Source organism: Arthrobacter sp. B3I4, from assembly GCF_030816855.1.
Classification (GTDB): domain Bacteria; phylum Actinomycetota; class Actinomycetes; order Actinomycetales; family Micrococcaceae; genus Arthrobacter.
Window position 1 is genome coordinate 1,584,882 of the sequence record NZ_JAUSYK010000001.1, and the last position, 19,069, is coordinate 1,603,950.

General features: G+C 64.8%; 24 protein-coding genes. 11 read left to right on the forward strand and 13 right to left on the reverse strand.

The features are described from left to right. The first annotated feature begins 106 nt into the window (after positions 1–106). The 7 genes from infA (at position 107) to QFZ61_RS07535 (ending at position 4,301) form a co-directional block, all read left to right on the forward strand. Positions 107–328 carry a translation initiation factor IF-1 gene (gene infA, locus QFZ61_RS07505; RefSeq protein ID WP_009358723.1) on the forward strand — a complete coding sequence of 74 codons (222 nt, stop codon included), beginning with the start codon at positions 107–109 and terminating at the stop codon, positions 326–328. A gap of 69 nt (positions 329–397) precedes the next feature. Continuing rightward, positions 398–511, forward strand: coding sequence for a 50S ribosomal protein L36 (rpmJ, locus tag QFZ61_RS07510; protein ID WP_009358722.1), 114 nt, complete (start codon positions 398–400; stop codon positions 509–511). 182 nt (positions 512–693) lie between these two features. After that, positions 694–1,068: a 30S ribosomal protein S13 gene (gene rpsM, locus QFZ61_RS07515; protein ID WP_307034752.1), complete on the forward strand. Its 375-nt coding sequence runs from the start codon at positions 694–696 to the stop codon at positions 1,066–1,068. 99 nt (positions 1,069–1,167) lie between these two features. Continuing rightward, positions 1,168–1,569: a 30S ribosomal protein S11 gene (rpsK, locus tag QFZ61_RS07520; RefSeq protein ID WP_018773682.1), complete on the forward strand. Its 402-nt coding sequence runs from the start codon at positions 1,168–1,170 to the stop codon at positions 1,567–1,569. 127 nt (positions 1,570–1,696) lie between these two features. Beyond that, a complete protein-coding gene (locus tag QFZ61_RS07525) occupies positions 1,697–2,707 on the forward strand; it encodes a DNA-directed RNA polymerase subunit alpha (RefSeq protein ID WP_307034754.1) in 1,011 nt (336 codons plus the stop codon). Positions 2,708–2,782: 75 nt separating this feature from the next. After that, the gene (rplQ, locus tag QFZ61_RS07530; RefSeq protein ID WP_307034756.1) at positions 2,783–3,379 is read left to right on the forward strand and encodes a 50S ribosomal protein L17; all 597 of its coding nucleotides are present in this window, start codon (positions 2,783–2,785) and stop codon (positions 3,377–3,379) included. Positions 3,380–3,410: 31 nt separating this feature from the next. Further along, a complete protein-coding gene (locus QFZ61_RS07535) occupies positions 3,411–4,301 on the forward strand; it encodes a tRNA pseudouridine(38-40) synthase TruA (protein WP_307034758.1) in 891 nt (296 codons plus the stop codon). Between the two features lie 118 nt (positions 4,302–4,419). Here QFZ61_RS07535 and QFZ61_RS07540 read toward each other — a convergent pair whose 3' ends face one another. Beyond that, entirely contained in the window at positions 4,420–6,102 is a 1,683-nt protein-coding gene (locus QFZ61_RS07540) for a cell wall metabolism sensor histidine kinase WalK (RefSeq protein ID WP_307034760.1), read from the reverse strand. A 187-nt stretch (positions 6,103–6,289) separates the two neighbouring features. Here QFZ61_RS07540 and QFZ61_RS07545 point away from each other — a divergent pair, with 187 nt between their 5' ends. Beyond that, positions 6,290–7,048 (forward strand): response regulator transcription factor, encoded by a 759-nt coding sequence (locus QFZ61_RS07545; protein WP_307034762.1) that lies wholly within the window; start codon positions 6,290–6,292, stop codon positions 7,046–7,048. On the opposite strand, the gene QFZ61_RS07550 is transcribed toward QFZ61_RS07545, so the two are convergent. From QFZ61_RS07550 to QFZ61_RS07605, 12 genes are all read right to left on the reverse strand, one after another. Further along, positions 7,045–7,503 carry an Hpt domain-containing protein gene (locus tag QFZ61_RS07550; protein ID WP_307034764.1) on the reverse strand — a complete coding sequence of 153 codons (459 nt, stop codon included), beginning with the start codon at positions 7,501–7,503 and terminating at the stop codon, positions 7,045–7,047. The two genes, QFZ61_RS07545 and QFZ61_RS07550, sit on opposite strands and share 4 nt — an antisense overlap. An 86-nt stretch (positions 7,504–7,589) precedes the next feature. Further along, on the reverse strand, positions 7,590–8,471 hold the full coding sequence (locus QFZ61_RS07555) for a type II secretion system F family protein (RefSeq protein ID WP_307034766.1): 882 nt from the start codon (positions 8,469–8,471) through the stop codon (positions 7,590–7,592). A gap of 7 nt (positions 8,472–8,478) precedes the next feature. Continuing rightward, entirely contained in the window at positions 8,479–9,411 is a 933-nt protein-coding gene (locus QFZ61_RS07560; RefSeq protein WP_307034768.1) for a type II secretion system F family protein, read from the reverse strand. 7 nt (positions 9,412–9,418) lie between these two features. After that, the gene (locus tag QFZ61_RS07565) at positions 9,419–10,939 is read right to left on the reverse strand and encodes a CpaF family protein (RefSeq protein WP_307034770.1); all 1,521 of its coding nucleotides are present in this window, start codon (positions 10,937–10,939) and stop codon (positions 9,419–9,421) included. A 1-nt stretch (position 10,940) separates the two neighbouring features. After that, a complete protein-coding gene (locus QFZ61_RS07570) occupies positions 10,941–12,131 on the reverse strand; it encodes an AAA family ATPase (RefSeq protein WP_307034772.1) in 1,191 nt (396 codons plus the stop codon). Beyond that, a complete protein-coding gene (locus QFZ61_RS07575) occupies positions 12,128–12,895 on the reverse strand; it encodes a Flp pilus assembly protein CpaB (RefSeq protein WP_307034774.1) in 768 nt (255 codons plus the stop codon). Before QFZ61_RS07575 ends, QFZ61_RS07570 begins: the two co-directional genes overlap by 4 nt. 42 nt (positions 12,896–12,937) lie before the next feature. Then, complete coding sequence (locus QFZ61_RS07580; RefSeq protein WP_307034776.1) at positions 12,938–13,972, reverse strand: pilus assembly protein TadG-related protein; 1,035 nt, start codon at positions 13,970–13,972, stop codon at positions 12,938–12,940. Continuing rightward, entirely contained in the window at positions 13,960–14,334 is a 375-nt protein-coding gene (locus QFZ61_RS07585) for a TadE/TadG family type IV pilus assembly protein (RefSeq protein WP_307034778.1), read from the reverse strand. Before QFZ61_RS07585 ends, QFZ61_RS07580 begins: the two co-directional genes overlap by 13 nt. A 101-nt stretch (positions 14,335–14,435) precedes the next feature. Beyond that, the gene (locus QFZ61_RS07590) at positions 14,436–14,675 is read right to left on the reverse strand and encodes a Flp family type IVb pilin (protein ID WP_307034780.1); all 240 of its coding nucleotides are present in this window, start codon (positions 14,673–14,675) and stop codon (positions 14,436–14,438) included. A gap of 58 nt (positions 14,676–14,733) precedes the next feature. Beyond that, positions 14,734–14,961: a Flp family type IVb pilin gene (locus QFZ61_RS07595; RefSeq protein ID WP_307034782.1), complete on the reverse strand. Its 228-nt coding sequence runs from the start codon at positions 14,959–14,961 to the stop codon at positions 14,734–14,736. 212 nt (positions 14,962–15,173) lie between these two features. Continuing rightward, the gene (locus tag QFZ61_RS07600; RefSeq protein WP_307034784.1) at positions 15,174–15,335 is read right to left on the reverse strand and encodes a hypothetical protein; all 162 of its coding nucleotides are present in this window, start codon (positions 15,333–15,335) and stop codon (positions 15,174–15,176) included. A 260-nt stretch (positions 15,336–15,595) separates the two neighbouring features. Beyond that, positions 15,596–16,261 (reverse strand): A24 family peptidase, encoded by a 666-nt coding sequence (locus QFZ61_RS07605; protein ID WP_307034786.1) that lies wholly within the window; start codon positions 16,259–16,261, stop codon positions 15,596–15,598. A gap of 307 nt (positions 16,262–16,568) precedes the next feature. Between QFZ61_RS07605 and rplM the strand changes: the two genes are divergently transcribed. The 3 genes from rplM to glmM all read left to right on the forward strand — a co-directional run bounded on the left by rplM (position 16,569) and on the right by glmM (position 19,062). Next, positions 16,569–17,012: a 50S ribosomal protein L13 gene (gene rplM / locus QFZ61_RS07610; RefSeq protein WP_015937805.1), complete on the forward strand. Its 444-nt coding sequence runs from the start codon at positions 16,569–16,571 to the stop codon at positions 17,010–17,012. A 39-nt stretch (positions 17,013–17,051) separates the two neighbouring features. Beyond that, on the forward strand, positions 17,052–17,558 hold the full coding sequence (gene rpsI, locus QFZ61_RS07615; RefSeq protein ID WP_307034787.1) for a 30S ribosomal protein S9: 507 nt from the start codon (positions 17,052–17,054) through the stop codon (positions 17,556–17,558). Between the two features lie 142 nt (positions 17,559–17,700). Next, positions 17,701–19,062 carry a phosphoglucosamine mutase gene (gene glmM, locus QFZ61_RS07620; protein ID WP_307034789.1) on the forward strand — a complete coding sequence of 454 codons (1,362 nt, stop codon included), beginning with the start codon at positions 17,701–17,703 and terminating at the stop codon, positions 19,060–19,062. Positions 19,063–19,069 lie beyond the last annotated feature (7 nt).

Consider the following 19,069-nt stretch of genomic DNA (forward strand, 5'->3'; position numbering starts at 1 on the left):
TTGTGCCCTTTTGTGGCCGAGCGGCTTCGACCAAGCAATCAAAAAACGTCCGCAGTGATCGCCGGTGCAACCGGAGGGGCTGTGGCAACAACAGTTAGCGGAGGGTATGGCCAAGAAGGACGGGGTCATTGAGATCGAGGGCGTTGTGACTGAGGCGCTGCCTAACGCGATGTTTCGCGTTGAGCTCACCAACAAGCACATCGTTCTGGCACACATCTCTGGAAAGATGCGCCAGCACTACATCAGGATTCTCCCTGAGGACCGAGTAGTGGTGGAGCTGAGCCCTTACGACCTGACACGTGGTCGTATCGTCTACCGCTACAAGTAAACACTGGCCGGTCAGGGCAGCAGCCCAGGGCCGGTCCAGCTGACCAACTGCCACACGCAAAGGAACGCCATGAAGGTCAAGCCGAGCGTCAAGCAGATCTGCGAAAAGTGCAAAGTGATCCGCCGTAATGGCCGGGTCATGGTGATCTGCGAGAACCCGCGCCACAAGCAGCGCCAGGGCTAATTTCCCTCACCGGAAACCCTGGGTTGCTAACCCACGCAAGTAAATAAAGGCAGCACAAGCTGATCTGGGACACTGAGCAATAACGAGTCCGGACAGCTAACCCCCGGTCGGAGGCTGGGGCCGTACGGATTGTACGGGTGTACTGCCTACGACCTCCGGTTTATTCAAGGAGCACTGCCACTATGGCTCGTCTCGCTGGCGTAGACATTCCCCGCGAAAAGCGGCTGGAAATTGCGCTTACTTACATCTACGGCGTGGGCAAGACCCGTGCACACGAAACCCTGGCTGCCACCGGCATCAGCTCGGACGTCCGGGTCAAGGACCTGACGGACGCTGAACTGGTTCAGCTGCGTGACTACATTGAAGGCAACTACAAGGTTGAGGGTGACCTTCGCCGCGAAGTAGCAGCTGATATCCGCCGCAAGGTCGAAATCGGCAGCTACGAAGGTATTCGCCACCGCAAGGGCCTGCCCGTACGCGGTCAGCGTACGAAGACGAACGCACGTACCCGCAAGGGCCCGAAGCGCACCGTCGCAGGCAAGAAGAAGACCCGCTAGTCCCCACTTGCTCCTAAAATCGCTGGCGCGATTTCAAGGAACCCGGCAAGTGTGGGCCAAGCGTAGGCTTCCCCCCAATAACTTTCTGTAGGAGAAATAATGCCCCCGAAGACTCGTGGCGCGGTTCGCAAGCCGCGTAAGAAGGACAAGAAGAATATCGCGCTGGGCCAGGCGCACATCAAGAGCACCTTTAACAACACCATCGTTTCCATCACGGACCCGAACGGTGCTGTCATCTCCTGGGCTTCGTCCGGTGAGGTTGGCTTCAAGGGCTCCCGCAAGTCCACTCCGTTCGCCGCGCAGATGGCTGCCGAAGCCGCCGCGAAGCGTGCACAGGAGCACGGCATGCGCAAGGTTGACGTATTCGTCAAGGGTCCGGGCTCCGGACGCGAGACCGCCATCCGCTCGCTGCAGGCCGCTGGCCTCGAGGTTGGGTCCATCCAGGACGTAACCCCCAGCGCGCACAACGGCTGCCGCCCGCCGAAGCGCCGCCGCGTCTAACGTCTTAGCCGGAGCTTGCCCGGACCGTCACCGGTCCGGGCAAGCCCAGCCGCGTTAAGTTCGTAGACCGATCTTTCCACCACCTGTGTTGCGTCATATAGCGGATGCTCGCCGAAAGGAAACCTAAGTGCTCATTGCACAGCGCCCCACCCTCTCCGAAGAGGTCGTCTCCGATAACCGTTCACGTTTCATTATTGAACCGCTGGAACCGGGCTTCGGATACACCCTCGGAAACTCCCTCCGCCGTACCCTGCTCTCCTCCATCCCCGGTGCCTCTGTCACGAGCATCCGGATCGATGGCGTGCTGCACGAGTTCACCACGGTTCCGGGTGTCAAGGAAGATGTCACTGAGATCATCCTGAACATCAAGAACTTGTCGGTTTCCTCCGAGCACGACGAGCCGGTTGTTGCTTACCTGCGCAAGCAGGGCCCGGGAGTCGTCACCGCCGCGGATATCGCTCCGCCGGCCGGCGTCGAATTCCACAACCCGGATCTGCACATCGCAACGCTGAACTCGAAGGGCAAGTTCGAGCTCGAACTGACCATCGAGCGCGGCCGCGGTTATGTTTCGGCAGCTCAGAACAAGTCCGGCGATTCCGAGATTGGCCGCATCCCGGTCGACTCGATCTACTCGCCGGTCCTGAAGGTTACTTTCCGCGTGGAAGCTACCCGTGTTGAGCAGCGCACCGACTTCGACAAGCTGATTGTCGACGTCGAGACCAAGCAGGCCATCGCCCCTCGCGACGCAGTCGCTTCGGCCGGTACCACCTTGGTGGAACTGTTCGGCCTTGCCCGCGAGCTGAACACCGCAGCTGAAGGTATCGAGATTGGCCCGTCGCCGACGGACGCTGCCCTGGCAGCAGACATGGCCCTGCCGATCGAGGATCTGGACCTCACCGTCCGTTCCTACAACTGCCTCAAGCGTGAGGGCATCCACTCCGTGGGTGAACTCGTTGCCCGCTCCGAGGCTGACCTGATGGACATCCGCAACTTCGGTGCGAAGTCCATCGATGAGGTCAAGGCAAAGCTCGTTGAACTGGGTCTGTCCCTGAAGGACTCCCCTCCCGGTTTCGACCTTGCAGCCCGCGCCGCAGCCATCGAAGAGGACGACGCCGCGTTCAGCGACGACGAGCTCTAAAACAGATCTTGGCCAGCGGGCTGGACGCACCCCAGCGTGCACAGCCCGCCGGCTTCCATATGAGGAGAAATAGTTATGCCTACCCCCACTAAGGGTCCGCGCCTCGGAGGCGGCCCGGCTCACGAGCGTCTCATGCTCGCGAACCTGTCCGCTGCACTGTTCGAGCACAAGCGGATCACCACCACGGTGACCAAGGCCAAGCGGCTCAAGCCGTACGCCGAGCGCCTCGTCACCTTCGCCAAGCGCGGCGACCTGGCTTCCCGCCGTCGCGTCCTCGGCCTGATCAGCAACAAGGGCGTCGTCCACGAGCTGTTCACCGATATCGCCCAGGCGATGGAGAACCGCGACGGCGGCTACACCCGCATCACCAAGATCGGCAACCGTAAGGGCGACAACGCTCCCATGGCTGTCATCGAACTGGTTCTCGAGCCGGTTTCCGCCAAGCAGGCCGTGGTAGCCGAGGCCACCACCGCCGCCAAGCGCGACGCCGACAAGCAGGGCGCTTCCAAGGTTGAGGCTGCTCCGGTTGCCGAAACCGAAGTTGCGGCTGCCGAAGAGGCCCCCGAGGCCGACGTCGTCGAGACCGAAGCTGTCGAGACCGAAGCAGCAGCAACCGAAGAGGCCCCGGCCGCCGAAGAAGCTGCCGCTGAGTCCGAGAAGGACGCGAAGTAGTCCGCTAGGACTTTCTTATAGACTTAAGTCTATGAACCAGCAAGGACCCGTCGCCCCCGTTAGCGGGGACGGCGGGTTTTTGCGTGTCCGGCTCGATTTGTCGTACGACGGCGGCCCGTTCAACGGCTGGGCCCTGCAGCCTGGGCGCCGCACCGTCCAGGGGGTCCTGGAGGAGGCCCTGGCCCTGCTGATCCGCCGTCCCGTACGGGTGACCGTAGCCGGACGCACGGACGCTGGCGTGCACGCACGGGGTCAGGTGGTGCATTTTGATCTGAGCGGAACAGAGTGGAAGGGCCTTAACCGTGGGGCCGAACTGGACCCTGCCGCGGCGCTGCTGAGACGGCTCCGCGGTGCGCTCAACCGGGGGCTGGGCGAGCTCAGTGGAGCGGTGGTGGTACACCGTGTCTCGCTGGCGCCGGAAGGTTTCGACGCCCGCTTCTCCGCCCTCTGGCGGCGCTACAGCTACCGGATCGCTGACGGCCCTGCCCGGTGGGATCCGCTGGGCCGCAACTCGACGCTCTGGCACAAGGAACCGCTGGACACTGCCCTGCTGAACGAGGGCGCTTCCCTGCTGTTGGGGCTGCAGGACTTCCGGTCGTACTGCAAGCCTCGCGAGGGCGCCACAACCATCCGGGAACTGCAGCGCTTCGAATTCGCTCGCGGCGCTGACGGAATCATCGTAGCCACGGTCCAGGCGGATGCTTTCTGCCACAATATGGTCCGTTCACTCGTCGGTTCGGCGCTTTATGTGGGAGCCGGAGCGGAGCAGCCCGGCTGGCTGTACGAGCGGCTGATTGCCCGCCAACGGGACGCGCGCTCGGTCTTGGCCGCTCCGCATCCGCTGGTCCTGGAAGAGGTGGCTTATCCATCCAAGGACGGGCTCTTGGCCCGGGCCGAGCTGACCCGAGCCCGGCGCGCCTGAAGCGGCGCACCGCGGGCCACGCAGCGCGGCGGGCCCACAGGGCGGCGGACAATGGAGCGTGCGGTGCGGCGGGCAGCGCCAGGCACCGCTATGGGGCGTCCCGCCGGCTGAGGGCCGGTCAGAATGCCGGAGGTGGCTCGTCCGCGGGGAGGTCCAAGGTAAAGGTGCTTCCGCACCCCGGCTGGGTGCGGCAGGTAATTGATCCGCCGTGTCCTTCGACGATCGCCTTGGTGATGGACAGGCCGAGTCCGGCGCCGGGAATCGCACCGTCGCGGACGGCTGGGCTGCGGAAGAAGCGAGTGAAGACCTTCTCGGCGTCGGCGGCGGTCATGCCGATGCCGCTGTCTTCCACGCAAAGCAGGACCCGGTCGTCCTCTGTCCGCGCCGAAACCGTCACAGCTCCACCGTCCGGTGAGTATTTGATGGCGTTGGAGACGAGGTTGTCGAGGGCCTGCCGGATCCGCAGCGGGTCCACATTGGCCCACAGCGGCGACGGTACGTCCATCGCCAGGGAAACCTGTGCAGCCTGGGCGTGGGCCTGGGCGGAGCCCAAGCTCGCTTCCACCAGCCCTGCGAGGTCGGTCTTCCGCGGGTGGACGTGGACCGCAGAACTGGCGCTCATCAGCAGGTCCGAGACCAGGGCCAGCAGGCGTTCGGCGTTACGCTGCGCCACTTCAATGCGGCGCAGCACCGGCGGCGTCAGTTCCTCGCCCAACACCAGGTCAAGGTTGCCAATAATCGACGTAAGCGGGGTCCGGAACTCATGTGAAACCGTCGCGACGACGTCTTCCTTGGCCGCGAGGGCGTTTACCAGTCCCGTCACCTCGTTGTAAACGACGACCGCGCCGCCGAAGCTGCCGTCGTCGTTTCTGAGCGGCCGGGCGCCCGTCGACACGGCCCGTCCCGCCGGCGCCGCCCCGAAACAGACGAGATGATCAGCGAAGGACTCCCCGGCCAGGGCACGGCGCAACGGACGCCGGTTAGGCGGGAGTGGCGTTGCCTGGTCCCGGCCCGTCAACACCAGTTGGTCCTCCCACTCCGGCTCGGCGGGGCGGGACGCTCCCGGGGGCGCTGCGGACGACTCAAGCCGGGCCTGCCAGCTGTTGGTGAGTAGCCGCCGGCCGTCCGCTCCGACAGCGATGATGCCGACATCGACGGCATCGAGGATGGCATTCAGCAGCCGTTCCCGCTCGCGGCTTTCGCCGAGGTGGGACTGCAGTTGCGCTTCCTTGGACTCGACTTTGCGCTGCTGCCGCAGCAACTGCGCCTTGACGAACTCAATCGCCAACGCAACGGACAGCGTGGTCAGCGCCAGGAGGAGGATGGTCGCAAAACGGCCAGAGGTGCCGCTGGCCGCGGCGCCGAAGAACCAGGGAAAGCCGGCCAGCAGCGGCCCGAAGAAGCTGAGGCAGGCGCTGGCCCCCGGAGAGAGCCGCGATGCAGCGACCCAAACAACGGGCAGGACCGAGAGTACGCCGAGGCCGGGCAGTTCGTCCGCGGCGGCCGCTCGGCTCATGCCGATGGCTGCCAGGTCCAGGACCGGAACAATCAAGGCAGCCAGCGGGCTGAACCGCTGCCATGGCACCAGGAGGCATCCGAGGAAGATCGCGGCGTGCAGGGCCACCGCCGTTTGGCCCCAGCCGCTGGAAAGGTGAAGTTCCCAAGCGGCCGGAGCGGCGGCCAGGCCGGCTGTCAGGAGCAGCGTCAGGGGAAGCTGCGAAGCCAGGACGAGGAGGCGTGGGTGCAGGGGGCCACCGTGGCGGTCCACCCGCACGCCACGAACCAGCCGCCATTCACCCAAAGATAAACGCCCCTTCCACGCTCGTTGAGTTTACATTGCTGTCATACAAACTTGACTCAAAACATATATTTGTTGCCAGAGTTACTCCGCAGGACACCGTCAGGGTCCTCGAGGTGGGTATTGTGACAGGAAAGGTCGTACTTATTCGGCGGCCTGTTGCGGAACTGCAGAAAACATGAGGGGTGTCATGACTGACCTTGGGGTGGCCGTCGTTGTTGAGGACGATGCGGATGTGCGCAACCTTGTCGAAGCCGTCCTGCGGCAGGCAGGCTTTGAGGTGCATTCGGCAGCCGAGGGCAGGGAAGGTGTCGACATCGTCCGGCGTGAAGACGCCAATGTCGTCACCCTCGACGTGGGGCTCCCCGATATCGACGGCTACGAGGTGCTGCGGCGGATCCGACAGTTCAGCGATGCGTACATTGTGATGCTTACCGCCCGGACCGACGAGCTCGACACGCTGACAGCCCTCCACACCGGTGCCGACGATTTTCTGACTAAGCCCTTCCGGCCGCGTGAGTTGCGGGCCAGGGTTGCCGCGATGATGCGCCGGCCGCGCAGCGGTGGTCCAGCAGCAAGCCAGGCAGCCCCGCAAGCGCAACCCGCCCCTGCGCCGGACAACGTCCTGCGCCACAACGGGCTGGCCCTGAACCCGGACACTCGCTCGGTGACGGTCGACGACGAACCGCTCGCCCTGACCCGCAGTGAGTTCGACCTCCTGCACGCCCTTCTTCGGGGCGCCGGCTCGGTGAAGTCGAAGACTGACCTGGTGCGCGTCGTGCGCGGCGAGTACTACCGTGCCGACGCCTACATCAGTGAATCGGACGAACGCGCCGTGGAGGTGCACATCGGCAACCTGAGGCGGAAGCTGCAGGAAGACCCGGTGCAGCCGCGCTGGCTGCAGACGGTGCGGGGAGTGGGCTACCGGCTCGCGCCGGCTCGCTCCTAGCGGTCCCAGAGGACGTAGCTGAACTGCAGCTCGTCCACCGTTTCGCTGCCACGGGCGGCCACCTCGCCGAGCCGGGGAACAGCTTCACCCAACCTGCCGGCGCGGATCAGCTCTTCGAGCTCGGCGGCGAGCTCGGCCAGGCGAACGCCGCCCACCATGGAGGAGGACGTCTTGAGGCTCAGCACGGCGTCGAGCGCGGCGGCCTCGTCATGGCGGTCCAGGGCCGCCGACAAAGACTCATAGCGCTGGTCCCACATCTCTGCGTAATCCCGGGCAAAGCCTTTCGCCACGGCGGCGCTGTTCACCTGCTCGCCCAGATCCTGGAGGGCACTGGGGTCCACCAGGGGCGCCGGGCCGGGGGATGGAGCCGTCAGTCCTGCTCCGCTGGCGGAGACGTCGGCGCCGAGCAGGGGGCCCGCTACTGAGTCGTCGGGGCTGGCAGCTAAAAGAGACATGTGACTACGGTACTCGCTGTCCGGACCGGAGCCAGAGGTGGCGGGGGATTCTGCGGAAACCCTGCGGCTATCCTTTGCGCGGTCCGCTAGTGGCCACTGAACGTGGCGATGGCATTGATGACGGCCGGCCCCAGGATGGCGATGAAGAGCACGGGGAAGATGAAAAACAGCAGCGGGAAAAGGATGGTGACCGGCAGTTTCATCGCCTTTTCCTCTGCCCGCTGGCGACGTTTGACCCGCATGACTTTGGCCTGGATGCGGAGCACCCGGCTGATCGCAATGCCGTAGGTGTCGGCCTGAACGACTGCCTGGACGAAGCTGCGCAGTTCGGGGATGCTAGTCCGCTCCGCCAGGGCCTGGTAGGACTCGCGCCGGCTGCGTCCCACCTGCATGTCCTGCAGGGTGCGTACCAGTTCTTCGGCGAGGGGACCCTTGCCGTTCTCGCCGGCCCGGGCCATGGCTCCTTCAAAGCCCAGGCCGGCTTCGACGGAGATCAGCATCTGGTCGAGCGTGTTGGCTAGCTCCAGCTGCATGAGTTTTTGGCGCTCCTGGCCTTTGCTGTAGAGCAGGAGGTCCGGAATGAAATACCCCAGCAGCATCACAAACAGGCCGACGAGCTTCAGGACCGGCGCCGGGGTGCTGGCGAACCACAGGCCCAGCAGGGCTCCCGTAACGCCCAGCAGCGGTTTGGCGGCCAGCACCCGGCCAAGGGGCAGCGATGCGGGCCGGCCGGCTAGAGCGAGCAGCCCGTCGAGTTTGCGGACATAGCCTGGCGGCGTCAGCCGGTGGCCGATCTGTTCCAGCAAGCCCGTCTGCTTTGGCCCGGCGGTTTCCGCCGGACCGGTGCCCACCGAGAGGATTTCCCGGACAGCACGCTGGGACTTGCGGTCCACGGAAAGCAGCGACCAAGCGAGGTAAGCCAGCGGAAGGCAGATCAGCAGGAGAGCGGAAATGATCAAGGGATTCATCCGGGCCTCAAAACTTCAGGTCAATGATCTTGCGCATCCAAAGTCCACCGATAGTCATCAGGATTAGGGAAGCCGCGATCATGCCCCAGCCCAGCGGGTTGGTGAACATGACATTCATGTAGCCGGGGTTGACCAGCATCAGCATGAGCACGATGCCGACCGGCATCGCCATCAGGATGTAGGCGGAGAACTTACCTTCGGCTGCCAGCGATTTGATGTGACCCTTGATCTCGCTGCGCTCGCGGATGGTCTCGTTCACCTGGTCCAGCACCTCGGCCAGGTTGCCGCCGACTTCACGGTTGATCTGGATGGCCTGGGCGATCCAGACGAAGTCCTCGTTGTGCATCCGCTCTGCAGTGTCGTTCAGTGAGGCCAGCAGGTCACGGCCAAGACTGGTTTCGGTGATGACGCGGCGCATTTCCTCCGCTGTGGGACTTTGCGATTCGTTGCCGGCAGCGTCGATGGCCCGCAGGATGCTGTGCCCGGCCCGGAGGCCGCCAGAGAGCAGCTGCAGCGTGTCGCCGAGTTGGTCATCGAACTTGGCCCGGCGTTTACCGGTCAGGAAGCTGAGGACCAGATGGCCGGCCACGGGCGCCAGCAGGACCAGCAGCAAGGCCAGCAGGGGACCGCCCACGACGAGGCCCGCAAGTGCGCCGACTAAGGCGCCGGCCAGCACCAGTATGTAGAAGTCGCCCTGTCCCATCCGCAGCCCCGCCTGTTCCAGGACGTCGCGATTAAACAGCCGGACTTTCCGCTGGGCGAAGAACCCCTCGGCAGCACCCGCCGCGGAGCCCGCGAAGCGGGTCAGGGAGGACTCCGCGGAGGCGTCCATCGGGCGCCGCCGGTCCAGCGGAACGCGGACTGCCCCCGGCGAAAGCACCGCCAGGGTCAGCAGCAGCACGGCAGTAACAAGGAGGGCGACGCCGATCGGAAGGGTCATGGCCGGCTCACGTCCTGCTGGTGGGGGCCAGCGGTGCCGCGAACACGGCGGGGGAGACGAAGATGCCCATGTCCTCGAACCGGTCAATGAAGCGGGGCCGGATGCCGGTGGCCACCGGTTTGCCAAGGAATCGGCCGTGGGCGTCCACCCCGGCGGAATAGTCGAAGACAAAGGCGTCCTGGAGGGTGACAATGTCGCCCTCCATGCCCTGCACCTCCGTGACATGGGTGATGCGGCGGGTGCCGTCCCGCAGACGGGAGATCTGCACGATCAGGTTGACGGCGGAGGCGATTTGTTCGCGGATTGCGCGCAGCGGCAGGTCCATGCCGGCCATCAGGACCAGCGTCTCCAACCGGGCGACGGCGTCGCGCGGCGAGTTTGAGTGGACCGTGGAGAGGGAACCGTCGTGGCCGGTGTTCATGGCCTGCAGCATGTCCAGGGACTCGCCGCCGCGGACCTCGCCCACCACGATCCGGTCCGGCCGCATACGCAGCGAGTTGCGCAGCAGGTCGCGGATGGTGACCTCGCCCTTGCCCTCGGTGTTCGGCGGCCGGCTTTCCAGACGGACCACGTGTTCCTGCTGGATCTGGAGTTCGACCGCGTCCTCGATGGTGACGATGCGCTCATCGTGCGGGAGGAAGGAGGAAAGGACGTTGAGCAGGGTGGTTTTGCCGGTGCCGGTGCCGCCGGAGACGATGATGTTCAGTTTGGCCCGGACACAGGCGTTGAGCAGCTCCGCCATCTCCGGGGTAAGCGTTCCGAAACCGATCAGGTCGCGGACCGTGAGCGGCACTTTGCTGAACTTTCGGATGGTCAGCGAAGAGCCACCGACCGCGAGCGGGGGAATGACGGCATTGACGCGGGAACCGTCCTCGAGCCTCGCATCCACTAGCGGTGATGATTCGTCGATCCGGCGGCCGACCTTTGAGACGATCCGCTCGATGACCTTGCGCAGGTGGTCCTCGGAGCTGAAACGAGAATCGGTCAGGGTCAGCTGGCCTTTCCGCTCAACATAGATCTGGTCCATCCGGTTAACCATGATCTCGGTAACCGCAGGGTCATCCAGCAGGCGCTGGAGCGGGCCATAGCCAAGCACATCGTCCGCGACATCGCGGACCAGGCGGCTGCGCTCCTCGGCCGAGAGGGGAACCTGTTCGGCGTCGATGATGCGGATCAGCTCATCGCGCGCCGTGGCGCGCAACTCGCCCTCTTTGAGGGCTGAATCACTGAAACGCGCACCCATGCGTTCGAACAGGACGGTGGCTGCCCGCTCCTTGAGCCCTGCCAGGGCGTCCACCGGCTGCTGCCCTTTGGCACGGGCGGTGTCCGGTGCGTCGGCGAAAGTCGGTGCAGTAGCCGCAGCCAGGCGCGATGGCTCACGGCGCGCAGCCTCGGGGCGTACGGCCTCCGGACGGGGGGACGTGGCCGGGGCAGGCGGCTGCGGGGGCACCGACGTCGGCGATGGTGATGGCCCGCTGCGTGCGGCCGGGCCGGCTTCCGCCGCGGAGAGGCGCTCGGAGAGCTTCATCTCAGACCACCACCCGTCGGTGCAGCTTCTTCTGCGCCGTGGCCCGCCAGGCCGGATCAAAGCGGGTCACCAGCTGCCGGAGTCCCTTCACGGCAGGATCCCGGCGTCCGTCCTGGAGCACCGGGATCCCCCGGTTCGTGGAGTAGGCAACGGCCTTGGAACGTGGAATGCTGACGTCCACGGGCGCGCCAATGGTGGCCTCGACGTCCTGGACGCTAAGACCGGATTTGGAGTCCGCCATGTTCAGGACCACATGACGGGAGTCGGGCAGGAGGTCCAGCCTGCGCAGGATTTCCAGCCCGGAGCGGAGCCCGCGGATGCTGGGGACGTCCATCGCGCTGACCCACACGACGTCGGTGCACTGCTCCATCGCGGCCAGCCCGACCTCAGGCAAGCCGGGGGCAGTATCGACGACCACGTACTGGAACTGCTCGGCAAGTTGTTCGAGAAGCCGGCTGACTTGTTGCGGCGTGATGTCATCAGCTTCCACCGGAGTCCGGGGCGCGCAAAGGGCATAGATGCTGCTGGGGTGGACCGTCAGGAAAGCCTTGAGGACCAGCGAGTCCTGGCTGGCCGCGGCCGAGACGGCGTCGGTCACGGTGTGCTCGGGGTTCAGATACAGACCGGACGCTACGTCGCCGAACTGCAGGTCCAGGTCCACGATGACGACGCCCATCGGGGCGACCCGCCCAAGTCCGATGGCGATGTTGGTGGCGATGGTGGTCTTGCCCACGCCGCCCTTGGGCGAGAACACGCCGATCACCAGACCCTTGGGAGCGTCCGGGCTTTTCACCGCCGACGTGCGGTTGCGGCTGGCGAACGACTGGCAGGCCCGCTCCAGCAGCACCCGGATCTGGGCGGGGTCTGACGCGGGGCTGAGGATGTCACGGATGCCGGCGCGCATGGCGAGCAAGACGAAGTCCGGGTCAGGTTCCCCGACCAGGATGACGCTGAGTTCGGGCAGTTGCACGTCGAAGACCGTGGCCAGCAGGAGGGCGTCCTCGACCGGTACGCCCGGTCCCAGAATCAGCACCTCCGGCCGCTCCTGGTCGAGGTTAGCGAAAAGCTCGCTGGGGTCGGCAGGGTTGACGAAGGCAAAGGTCTGAACACCGCCCGGTAGGCCGCCGGCGACGGCCTGGCGCACCCGGGCATCGAAGTCAGCGTTAGGCGTGATGAGGACAAAGCGGCTCACTTGTAGACCTCCGGCTTAGTCATAATGCCAGGACGGCCACTGTCTGTGGCGTCGAGTGGTTCCTTGCTCAACCACATGGTCGCGAACTCGGCTGCATAGACGATCTTTGTGGCATCCACGTCGTTGACGGCAACTGTGAGAAGCAGGGAACCCGTCGGGAGCGAAGTGTCCTCAGCCGGGGCAGCAGACCCACTGGCTGACGGCGCCGGACTGGGCGTCGCCACCGGCGCCCGCTGAACAGAGGTCACGAGGACCTTGTGGACCGTAAGCTGCGTCGTCTCCTTATCCGGTTTCGCCTCCAGTCCGCCGCCTTTGAGATTGATAAAGATGCCGACGTGGTCACCGGGAGCGATGCGGCCCCCGACGACGCGCTGGGGTTCCAATTGGAAGGAAACTTCCTGCAGCCCCTTGGGGACCTCCACCGACCCACTCGCCTTGAGCTCTTCTGGCTGGATGAGGCGCTCTGCAACGAGCTGCTCGCCCGGCAAGAGCTCGACGGCCGTGACTTTGCCGGCCTGCCCGTCGAGGTTCTGTAACGCAGTCTTCGAAACAGCCTTACCGGGTAGCTCCTGGCTGCTGACGAAGGCCGTCAGCGTTGCGACCGGGGTGCCGGCGGGGACGGCCTTCTGCACCACCATTACGCTGACCGGTTCCAGGTTCTGCACTGCCCGGCTGTCGGCGCCGTTGGCGTAACTGACGACGAGAATGGCACCAACGATGGCCAGCACGACGGCGGCCACTCCTGCCAATAAGCGTGACTTCAAAAACTGCTCCTGAACCGGTCGGGGACTGCGGGGTGAAACGTATTACTGAGTGAGACGGACGATGGTGGCGCCGTTGGCGTCCACCGGACCGAGGGTGAAGCCGTCGGCGAGGGAAACGTACTTGATGAAGCTGCCGATGATGCCGCGACAGTTGCCGTCGCAGGCAACCGATGCTGGCACAGCGGGGGTGGTGTTCTGGAATGTGTCCGGGAGCGAGCTGTTGCCGCTGAATTTCCAGCCTTTGACCTTGAAAGCGGCAAAGGTCGTGAGCCCGTAAGTGGCGCCGTTGCCGGTACCGGTGACGCGGTTGAAAACGGGAAGTAGGACGACCACCTCCTTGCCGGCCGTGATGTCGGCGGCCCAGCCGTTCAGAGTGGCGGCACAAATGGCGGGGGAGCTGTTACCAGGGTCGCTCCCGCCCTCGGCGAGAGCAAGGTCGATCAGCCCGCCGCAGACGCCCGGATCGCTGACCAGCCAGCCGAAGCCGCCCTCCACGGCGGCTCCGGAGGGTCCGTAGTTGCAGTCCGGGTTGGCATTGCTGCCGTGGTTCTGCAGTAGTTGCAGGGTGCCGTCGACGTGACCTTGGACCTGGCAGATGGAGAAAGCAACGGGAAACGGCGTTGGGCCTTTGCGTGGGCTGCCCCAAGTGACGCTCGAGGAGGCCGAGACTTCGGCGGAGCTGTACCCAAGCACCCCAGCGAAGAACAATGAGACCCGGTTAGGGTCCTTGCCCGGCTCTTGCGCCGCTGCTGCGACGGTGACGGTGCGGTTTGATTTGTCCAGCAACAACGATTGGATGTTGCTGGCCCCGTCGCCAGCGTTGCCGTTGGCCAGGCTCCGCGCCAGCGTGGAGGTCGCCGAGCAGTCGGCGTCATTGATGTCCTTGGCGCACTTTTGCGCAACGGCCAAGGCGGCCGCATCGGAACCGTTTCGCAGTTGGGTCCGCTCGGCGTACAGCATCCCGACGTCTACGGCGAGGGCCGCGAAGCCGAGCAACACCACCATGAGGATCGCGACCATTATCGCTATCCCGCCGCGCTCGCGGTCCTCACCCTTGGACTCAATCAGCCGCCGCACAGCATGACTCCTTTGCCTTCCATCGGGAACGGTCCGGCAATGCCTGTCATCGTCGCCAGTGTGTAGGTGATCTTGACCGTCACCTGCGCGCCGGAGGTGCATGTGGTGGGGGCGACGGTGATATTCGAATCGGCGAGGGGCGGTTGTAGTCCAGTCACGGCGTTCTTCACTGCGGTGCGGGCATCGGACGCATTGTTATTGATTGCCATCACCCGGACACCTTCCCGGGCCGCGCTGGAAAGCGAAATCTGGACGTTATACGCGCGCCCGAATTCCATTATGCCGAGCAGGATCATGACCAAGACCGGTGCCAGCAACGCGAACTCCACCGCGACGGCACCCCGTTCTTTTGTCTTAGACACGGGGACCGCCTTCCTGGGTGCTGGCTACTCGCGTTTGACAGAGACAGGGTTGGAAAAGGCCGGAGCCTTCCCCAACCCTGTCTGCCGGATCTGGAGCGTTGTTACTTACTGCAAGCCGGGCTGGTGGTCCCGTCGGCGGCAGTCGCCGTAGCCGTCATGGCGCCGCCCTTAACGCTGCAGGCGACGCTTTCGAAGGTGGACTTCAAGTTCCCGCCGAGGAGCGTGACGGCGACGATGATCACGACGGCGATAAGGGAGACCATGATGCCGTATTCAACTGCTGTAGCGCCTCGCTCGTCGCGGCGAAGGCGGGCAGTGAGGGTGCTAAGGGAAAAGCGCACAGATGCCTCCTGGGCGGTAAGTGCGGCCCGCATGGGCCTGTGACGAACGGTGGGAAAACTACTTGGAGCAGGCGCTGGGGACGGTGGCGGTCGCGGTGGACATGGTGCCACCCTTGACACTGCAAGCGACCCCGTTGAAGGTGGTGACCAAGTTGTTGCCGAGCAGCGTCACGGCGACGATGATCACGACGGCGATGAGGGAAACCATGATGCCGTATTCGACGGCGGTGGCGCCGCGCTGGTCGCGGCGAAGACGGGCTGCGATATTGGAGAAAAAGGAACGCATTAGGGGACTCCTGAGCGAGTTGGGCGGCTGGCCCTGCACCAGCACTGAGAGGAACTTAGCAAGCTCCGACACGCCGTCGATCCGACTTTTCAGCATCCTGTGCCAAGGCTTCCCAAACTGCCTTATTCCTGTATCTTCCCTGCGCCTATCCTGCGTTCACGTCCTAGAAAGCCCGCTGGCGGGCAAAGGTATATTCCGTGCGCAGTGGGAAATTAGCCACCAAGTGCGGCAAACAGGTTCGCGCCGCCAATGATTCCTAAAGCAACCAATGCCACGAGCAGCGAGTATGCGGTGGCGTTGGCTCCGCTGTCGGACTGCAGACACATCTTGGCGCGGGCGACAAAGGAGACCAGGGAGACCACGAGACCTGCCATCTTGAATGTCCTTTAAGAGATTCGAACGGTTGGCAGGATTCCGGCAACGCCCCTTTTGCTACCCCCGGGGAACCCCGCTGAAACAACGGTTGCATGCCGGTTAGAAGCCCGGCAATGAAAGCGGCTACTCGACTTCCGATAAAACAAACAAGTGTTCTACTTGTTCCACCCAGCAGGTGTACTTGGTTTAGAAGGCGGTCTCGGCCGGGGCCGCAGCTCAGGGCCGGATAGTGCCTCTGCGCAGAAGCAGGAGACGTGAGCTACGCGGTGACCAGAATGACGGCGAAGGCTGCAGCCAGCATGGAGGGCCCGTACGCCACCTCCGGCGGTTTGTTGGTGCGCTTCCTGAGCAGGAAAGCCAAGGAGGCGACGCCGCCGGCCACGAAACCCAGGGCACCGCCGTAAAAGAGCTGGGACCAGCCCAAGTAGCCCAAATACAGGCCGACGGGCGCGGCCAGCTTAACGTCGCCCATCCCGATGCTGTTGGGGCTGATGAGAGCCAGGATGAAGTAGAAAGAGAAGAGGATGGTGCCGCCGGCAAGTCCGCGGCCGAATTGTCCCCACGCGCCCAGGGCCACCGAAGCGGCCGCGAACGAGATGATGCCGGCCCCCAAGAGCGGCACTACCAGCCGATTGGGCAACAAGTGGTGAAAAATATCGATCCGCGCCAGGTGCACGCCGCCAACTGCCAGAACCAGAAATGCCGGGAGCGCCGGCGACAGTCCGAAGCGCCAGCCCAGCAGTGCACACAGCAGCGCGGCAGCGGCCGACGTCGTCATCCGCTGCGCGGGGGAGGGGTGCGGCGTCAGTCGGGGCAGACTCCGCCGGATAAGAACGTCGCCCAGCAGGGCCAAACACAGCCCCAGGGCAGCGGTCCCGGCAAGGAAGAGCAGCGACGCGGACCCTGCGAGGGCGGGATCGGGCACGGAACCTCCAGGAACACTGCGGGGCCGGAACTGCGCGGCACGCAGGTCGCACGCCACCGGAAACCCCATTTTGACCCATAGCCCGGGCTTCCGCTATTCTTGGTAGTCGTTGTGCGTGTCCTATCTCGATGATGCGTGCCCGCTTGAGAATCCGGTTGCAGGATAGCTACTCAACGTGCACATTCGAGACCACAGGATGACTGGTTACATGGAGCCCTCACCTCTGTTCCGGTAGCGCATAGATAGTAGGTGCACCTCCGTGTGACGCCTAAAACAAGAACGCCAGAACAAGAACGAGGCAAACACCGTGCGTACGTACACCCCGAAGCCCGGCGATATTAACCGCCAGTGGCATGTCATTGACGCCACCGACGTTGTCCTTGGTCGTCTCGCCAGCCAGACCGCAATCCTGCTGCGCGGCAAGCACAAGGCCACCTTCGCGTCCCACATGGACATGGGCGACTTCGTCATCATCATCAACGCTGAAAAGGTTGCCCTCACCGGCGCCAAGCTGGAGCAGAAGCGCGCATACCGCCACTCCGGCTACCCGGGCGGCCTGACCTCCGTCAACTACGCGGAGCTGCTGGAGTCCAACCCGGTCCGCGCCGTGGAGAAGGCCATCAAGGGCATGCTCCCGAAGAACTCCCTCGCTGCCCAGCAGCTGGGCAAGCTGAAGGTTTACCGCGGTGCCGAGCACCCGCACGCCGCCCAGCAGCCCAAGACTTTCGAAATCACCCAGGTCGCCCAGTAGTCCTGGCCACCAAACAACTTACTTAACACAAGGAGAACCGTGGCTCAGAACGAAGAGACCACCGAAGCCGTCGAGGCTGAGGAAACCCTGACCAGCTACACCTCGGAAAGCGGTGCTGCAGACGCAGCAGCGCCGAAGAAGGAACGTCCGGCACTGACCGTTGCCGGCGCAGCTGTTGGCCGCCGCAAGGAAGCCGTTGCACGCGTTCGCGTCGTACCGGGCTCCGGCAAGTGGACCATCAACGGCCGCGAGCTGTCGAACTACTTCCCGAACAAGCTGCACCAGCAGGACGTCAACGAGCCCTTCAAGATCCTCGATCTCGAAGGTGCCTACGACGTCATCGCCCGCATCCACGGCGGTGGCCCCTCCGGCCAGGCCGGCGCACTGCGCCTCGGTATCGCCCGTTCGCTGAACGAGATCGACGTCGACAACAACCGCGCCACCCTCAAGAAGGCCGGTTACCTTACCCGTGACGCCCGCGTTATCGAGCGTAAGAAGGCTGGTCTCAAGAAGGCACGCAAGGCTCAGCAGTACTCCAAGCGCTAAACAGCGCCTGGCCAAGCCGGGCACCTGCCCACGCTTGCACGCAAGCCCGTCCCGCTTTCGCGGGGCGGGCTTTCGTCGTTAAACGGTCCTGCAGCCCCCCCGAATCGGTGCCGCTGCCGACCATCGACTAAACTCGGACACGATGTCTAGATTATTTGGAACAGATGGTGTCCGAGGCTTGGCCAATGGCCTGCTGACCGCAGAGCTGGCGATGCAGCTGGCACAAGCCGCTGCCGTCGTGCTTGGCCACGACCGCAATCCCAACCGCACCCGGCCCCGCGCCGTCGTTGCCCGTGACCCGCGGGCCAGCGGCGAGTTCATCGCTGCGGCTGTCGAAGCAGGGCTCTCCAGCTCCGGGATCGACGTCTATGACGCCGGCGTGCTGCCGACCCCGGCCGCGGCGTACCTGGTGGCGGACCTGGACGCGGACTTCGGTGTGATGATCTCCGCCTCGCACAACCCCGCCCCGGACAACGGCATCAAGTTCTTCGCCCGCGGCGGCCAGAAGCTGCCCGACGACGTCGAGGATGCCATCGAAGCGCAGCTCGGCGCGGAGCCGACCCGGCCGATCGGTGGAGAGGTGGGCCGCATCCAGCGTTTCTCCGACGCCGAGGACCGCTACATCGTGCACTTGCTGGGCACGCTGCCGCACCGGCTGGAGGGCATCAAGGTCGTAGTTGACTGCGCGCACGGGGCCGCCAGCGGTTGCTCGCCGCAGGTGTTCAAGACGGCCGGGGCTGAGGTGATCACCATCGGCGCCGAACCGGACGGACTCAACATCAACGACGGCGTCGGGTCCACGCACCTGTCTCCGCTCAAGGCGGCCGTGGTTGCCAACGGGGCGGACCTCGGCATTGCCCACGACGGCGACGCGGACCGTTGCCTGGCCGTTGACCACGAAGGCAACGAAGTGGATGGTGACCAGATCATGGCGATCCTGGCGGTGGCGCTTAAACAAGCGGGCAAGCTCAAGGACGACGTCCTGGTAGCGACCGTGATGAGCAACCTCGGGCTCAAGATCGCCCTGCGGGACGCCGGAATCTCACTCCGGGAAACCGGTGTGGGTGACCGCTACGTCCTCGAAGCCATGCGCGACGGCGGCTTCAGCCTCGGCGGCGAGCAGTCCGGCCATGTGATCTTCGCCGACCACGCGACCACCGGCGACGGCGTGCTCACCGGCTTGCAGCTCGCGGCGCAGGTGGCCCTGACCGGCCGCCCGCTGAAGGACCTGGCCGCCGTCATGGTCAAGCTCCCGCAGGTCCTGATCAACGTCAGGGACGTCGACCGGACCCGCGTCAAGGGCGACGAAACCCTGGCCGCTGCCGTGGCCCAGGCCGAAAAGCAGCTCGGGGACACCGGCCGGGTGTTGCTGCGGCCCTCCGGCACCGAGCCCGTTGTCCGCGTCATGGTGGAAGCAGCCGACCACGAAACGGCGCAGAAGGTCGCCGAAGGGCTGGCTGAGGTGGTCCGGGCAGAACTCGCCCTCGCCGTCGCCGCTGACTGAGTGAGGC

Coding starts and splice junctions, on each gene's coding strand:
- QFZ61_RS07535 (WP_307034758.1), top strand. CDS start 3,411: ATGAACCAGCAAGGACCCGTCGCCCCCGTTAGCGGGGACGGCGGGTTT.
- QFZ61_RS07550 (WP_307034764.1), bottom strand. CDS start 7,503: ATGTCTCTTTTAGCTGCCAGCCCCGACGACTCAGTAGCGGGCCCCCTG.
- rpmJ (WP_009358722.1), top strand. CDS start 398: ATGAAGGTCAAGCCGAGCGTCAAGCAGATCTGCGAAAAGTGCAAAGTG.
- QFZ61_RS07595 (WP_307034782.1), bottom strand. CDS start 14,961: ATGCGTTCCTTTTTCTCCAATATCGCAGCCCGTCTTCGCCGCGACCAG.
- glmM (WP_307034789.1), top strand. CDS start 17,701: ATGTCTAGATTATTTGGAACAGATGGTGTCCGAGGCTTGGCCAATGGC.
- QFZ61_RS07555 (WP_307034766.1), bottom strand. CDS start 8,471: ATGAATCCCTTGATCATTTCCGCTCTCCTGCTGATCTGCCTTCCGCTG.
- rpsK (WP_018773682.1), top strand. CDS start 1,168: ATGCCCCCGAAGACTCGTGGCGCGGTTCGCAAGCCGCGTAAGAAGGAC.
- QFZ61_RS07545 (WP_307034762.1), top strand. CDS start 6,290: ATGACTGACCTTGGGGTGGCCGTCGTTGTTGAGGACGATGCGGATGTG.
- QFZ61_RS07560 (WP_307034768.1), bottom strand. CDS start 9,411: ATGACCCTTCCGATCGGCGTCGCCCTCCTTGTTACTGCCGTGCTGCTG.
- QFZ61_RS07565 (WP_307034770.1), bottom strand. CDS start 10,939: ATGAAGCTCTCCGAGCGCCTCTCCGCGGCGGAAGCCGGCCCGGCCGCA.
- infA (WP_009358723.1), top strand. CDS start 107: ATGGCCAAGAAGGACGGGGTCATTGAGATCGAGGGCGTTGTGACTGAG.
- rpsM (WP_307034752.1), top strand. CDS start 694: ATGGCTCGTCTCGCTGGCGTAGACATTCCCCGCGAAAAGCGGCTGGAA.
- QFZ61_RS07600 (WP_307034784.1), bottom strand. CDS start 15,335: ATGGCAGGTCTCGTGGTCTCCCTGGTCTCCTTTGTCGCCCGCGCCAAG.
- rplQ (WP_307034756.1), top strand. CDS start 2,783: ATGCCTACCCCCACTAAGGGTCCGCGCCTCGGAGGCGGCCCGGCTCAC.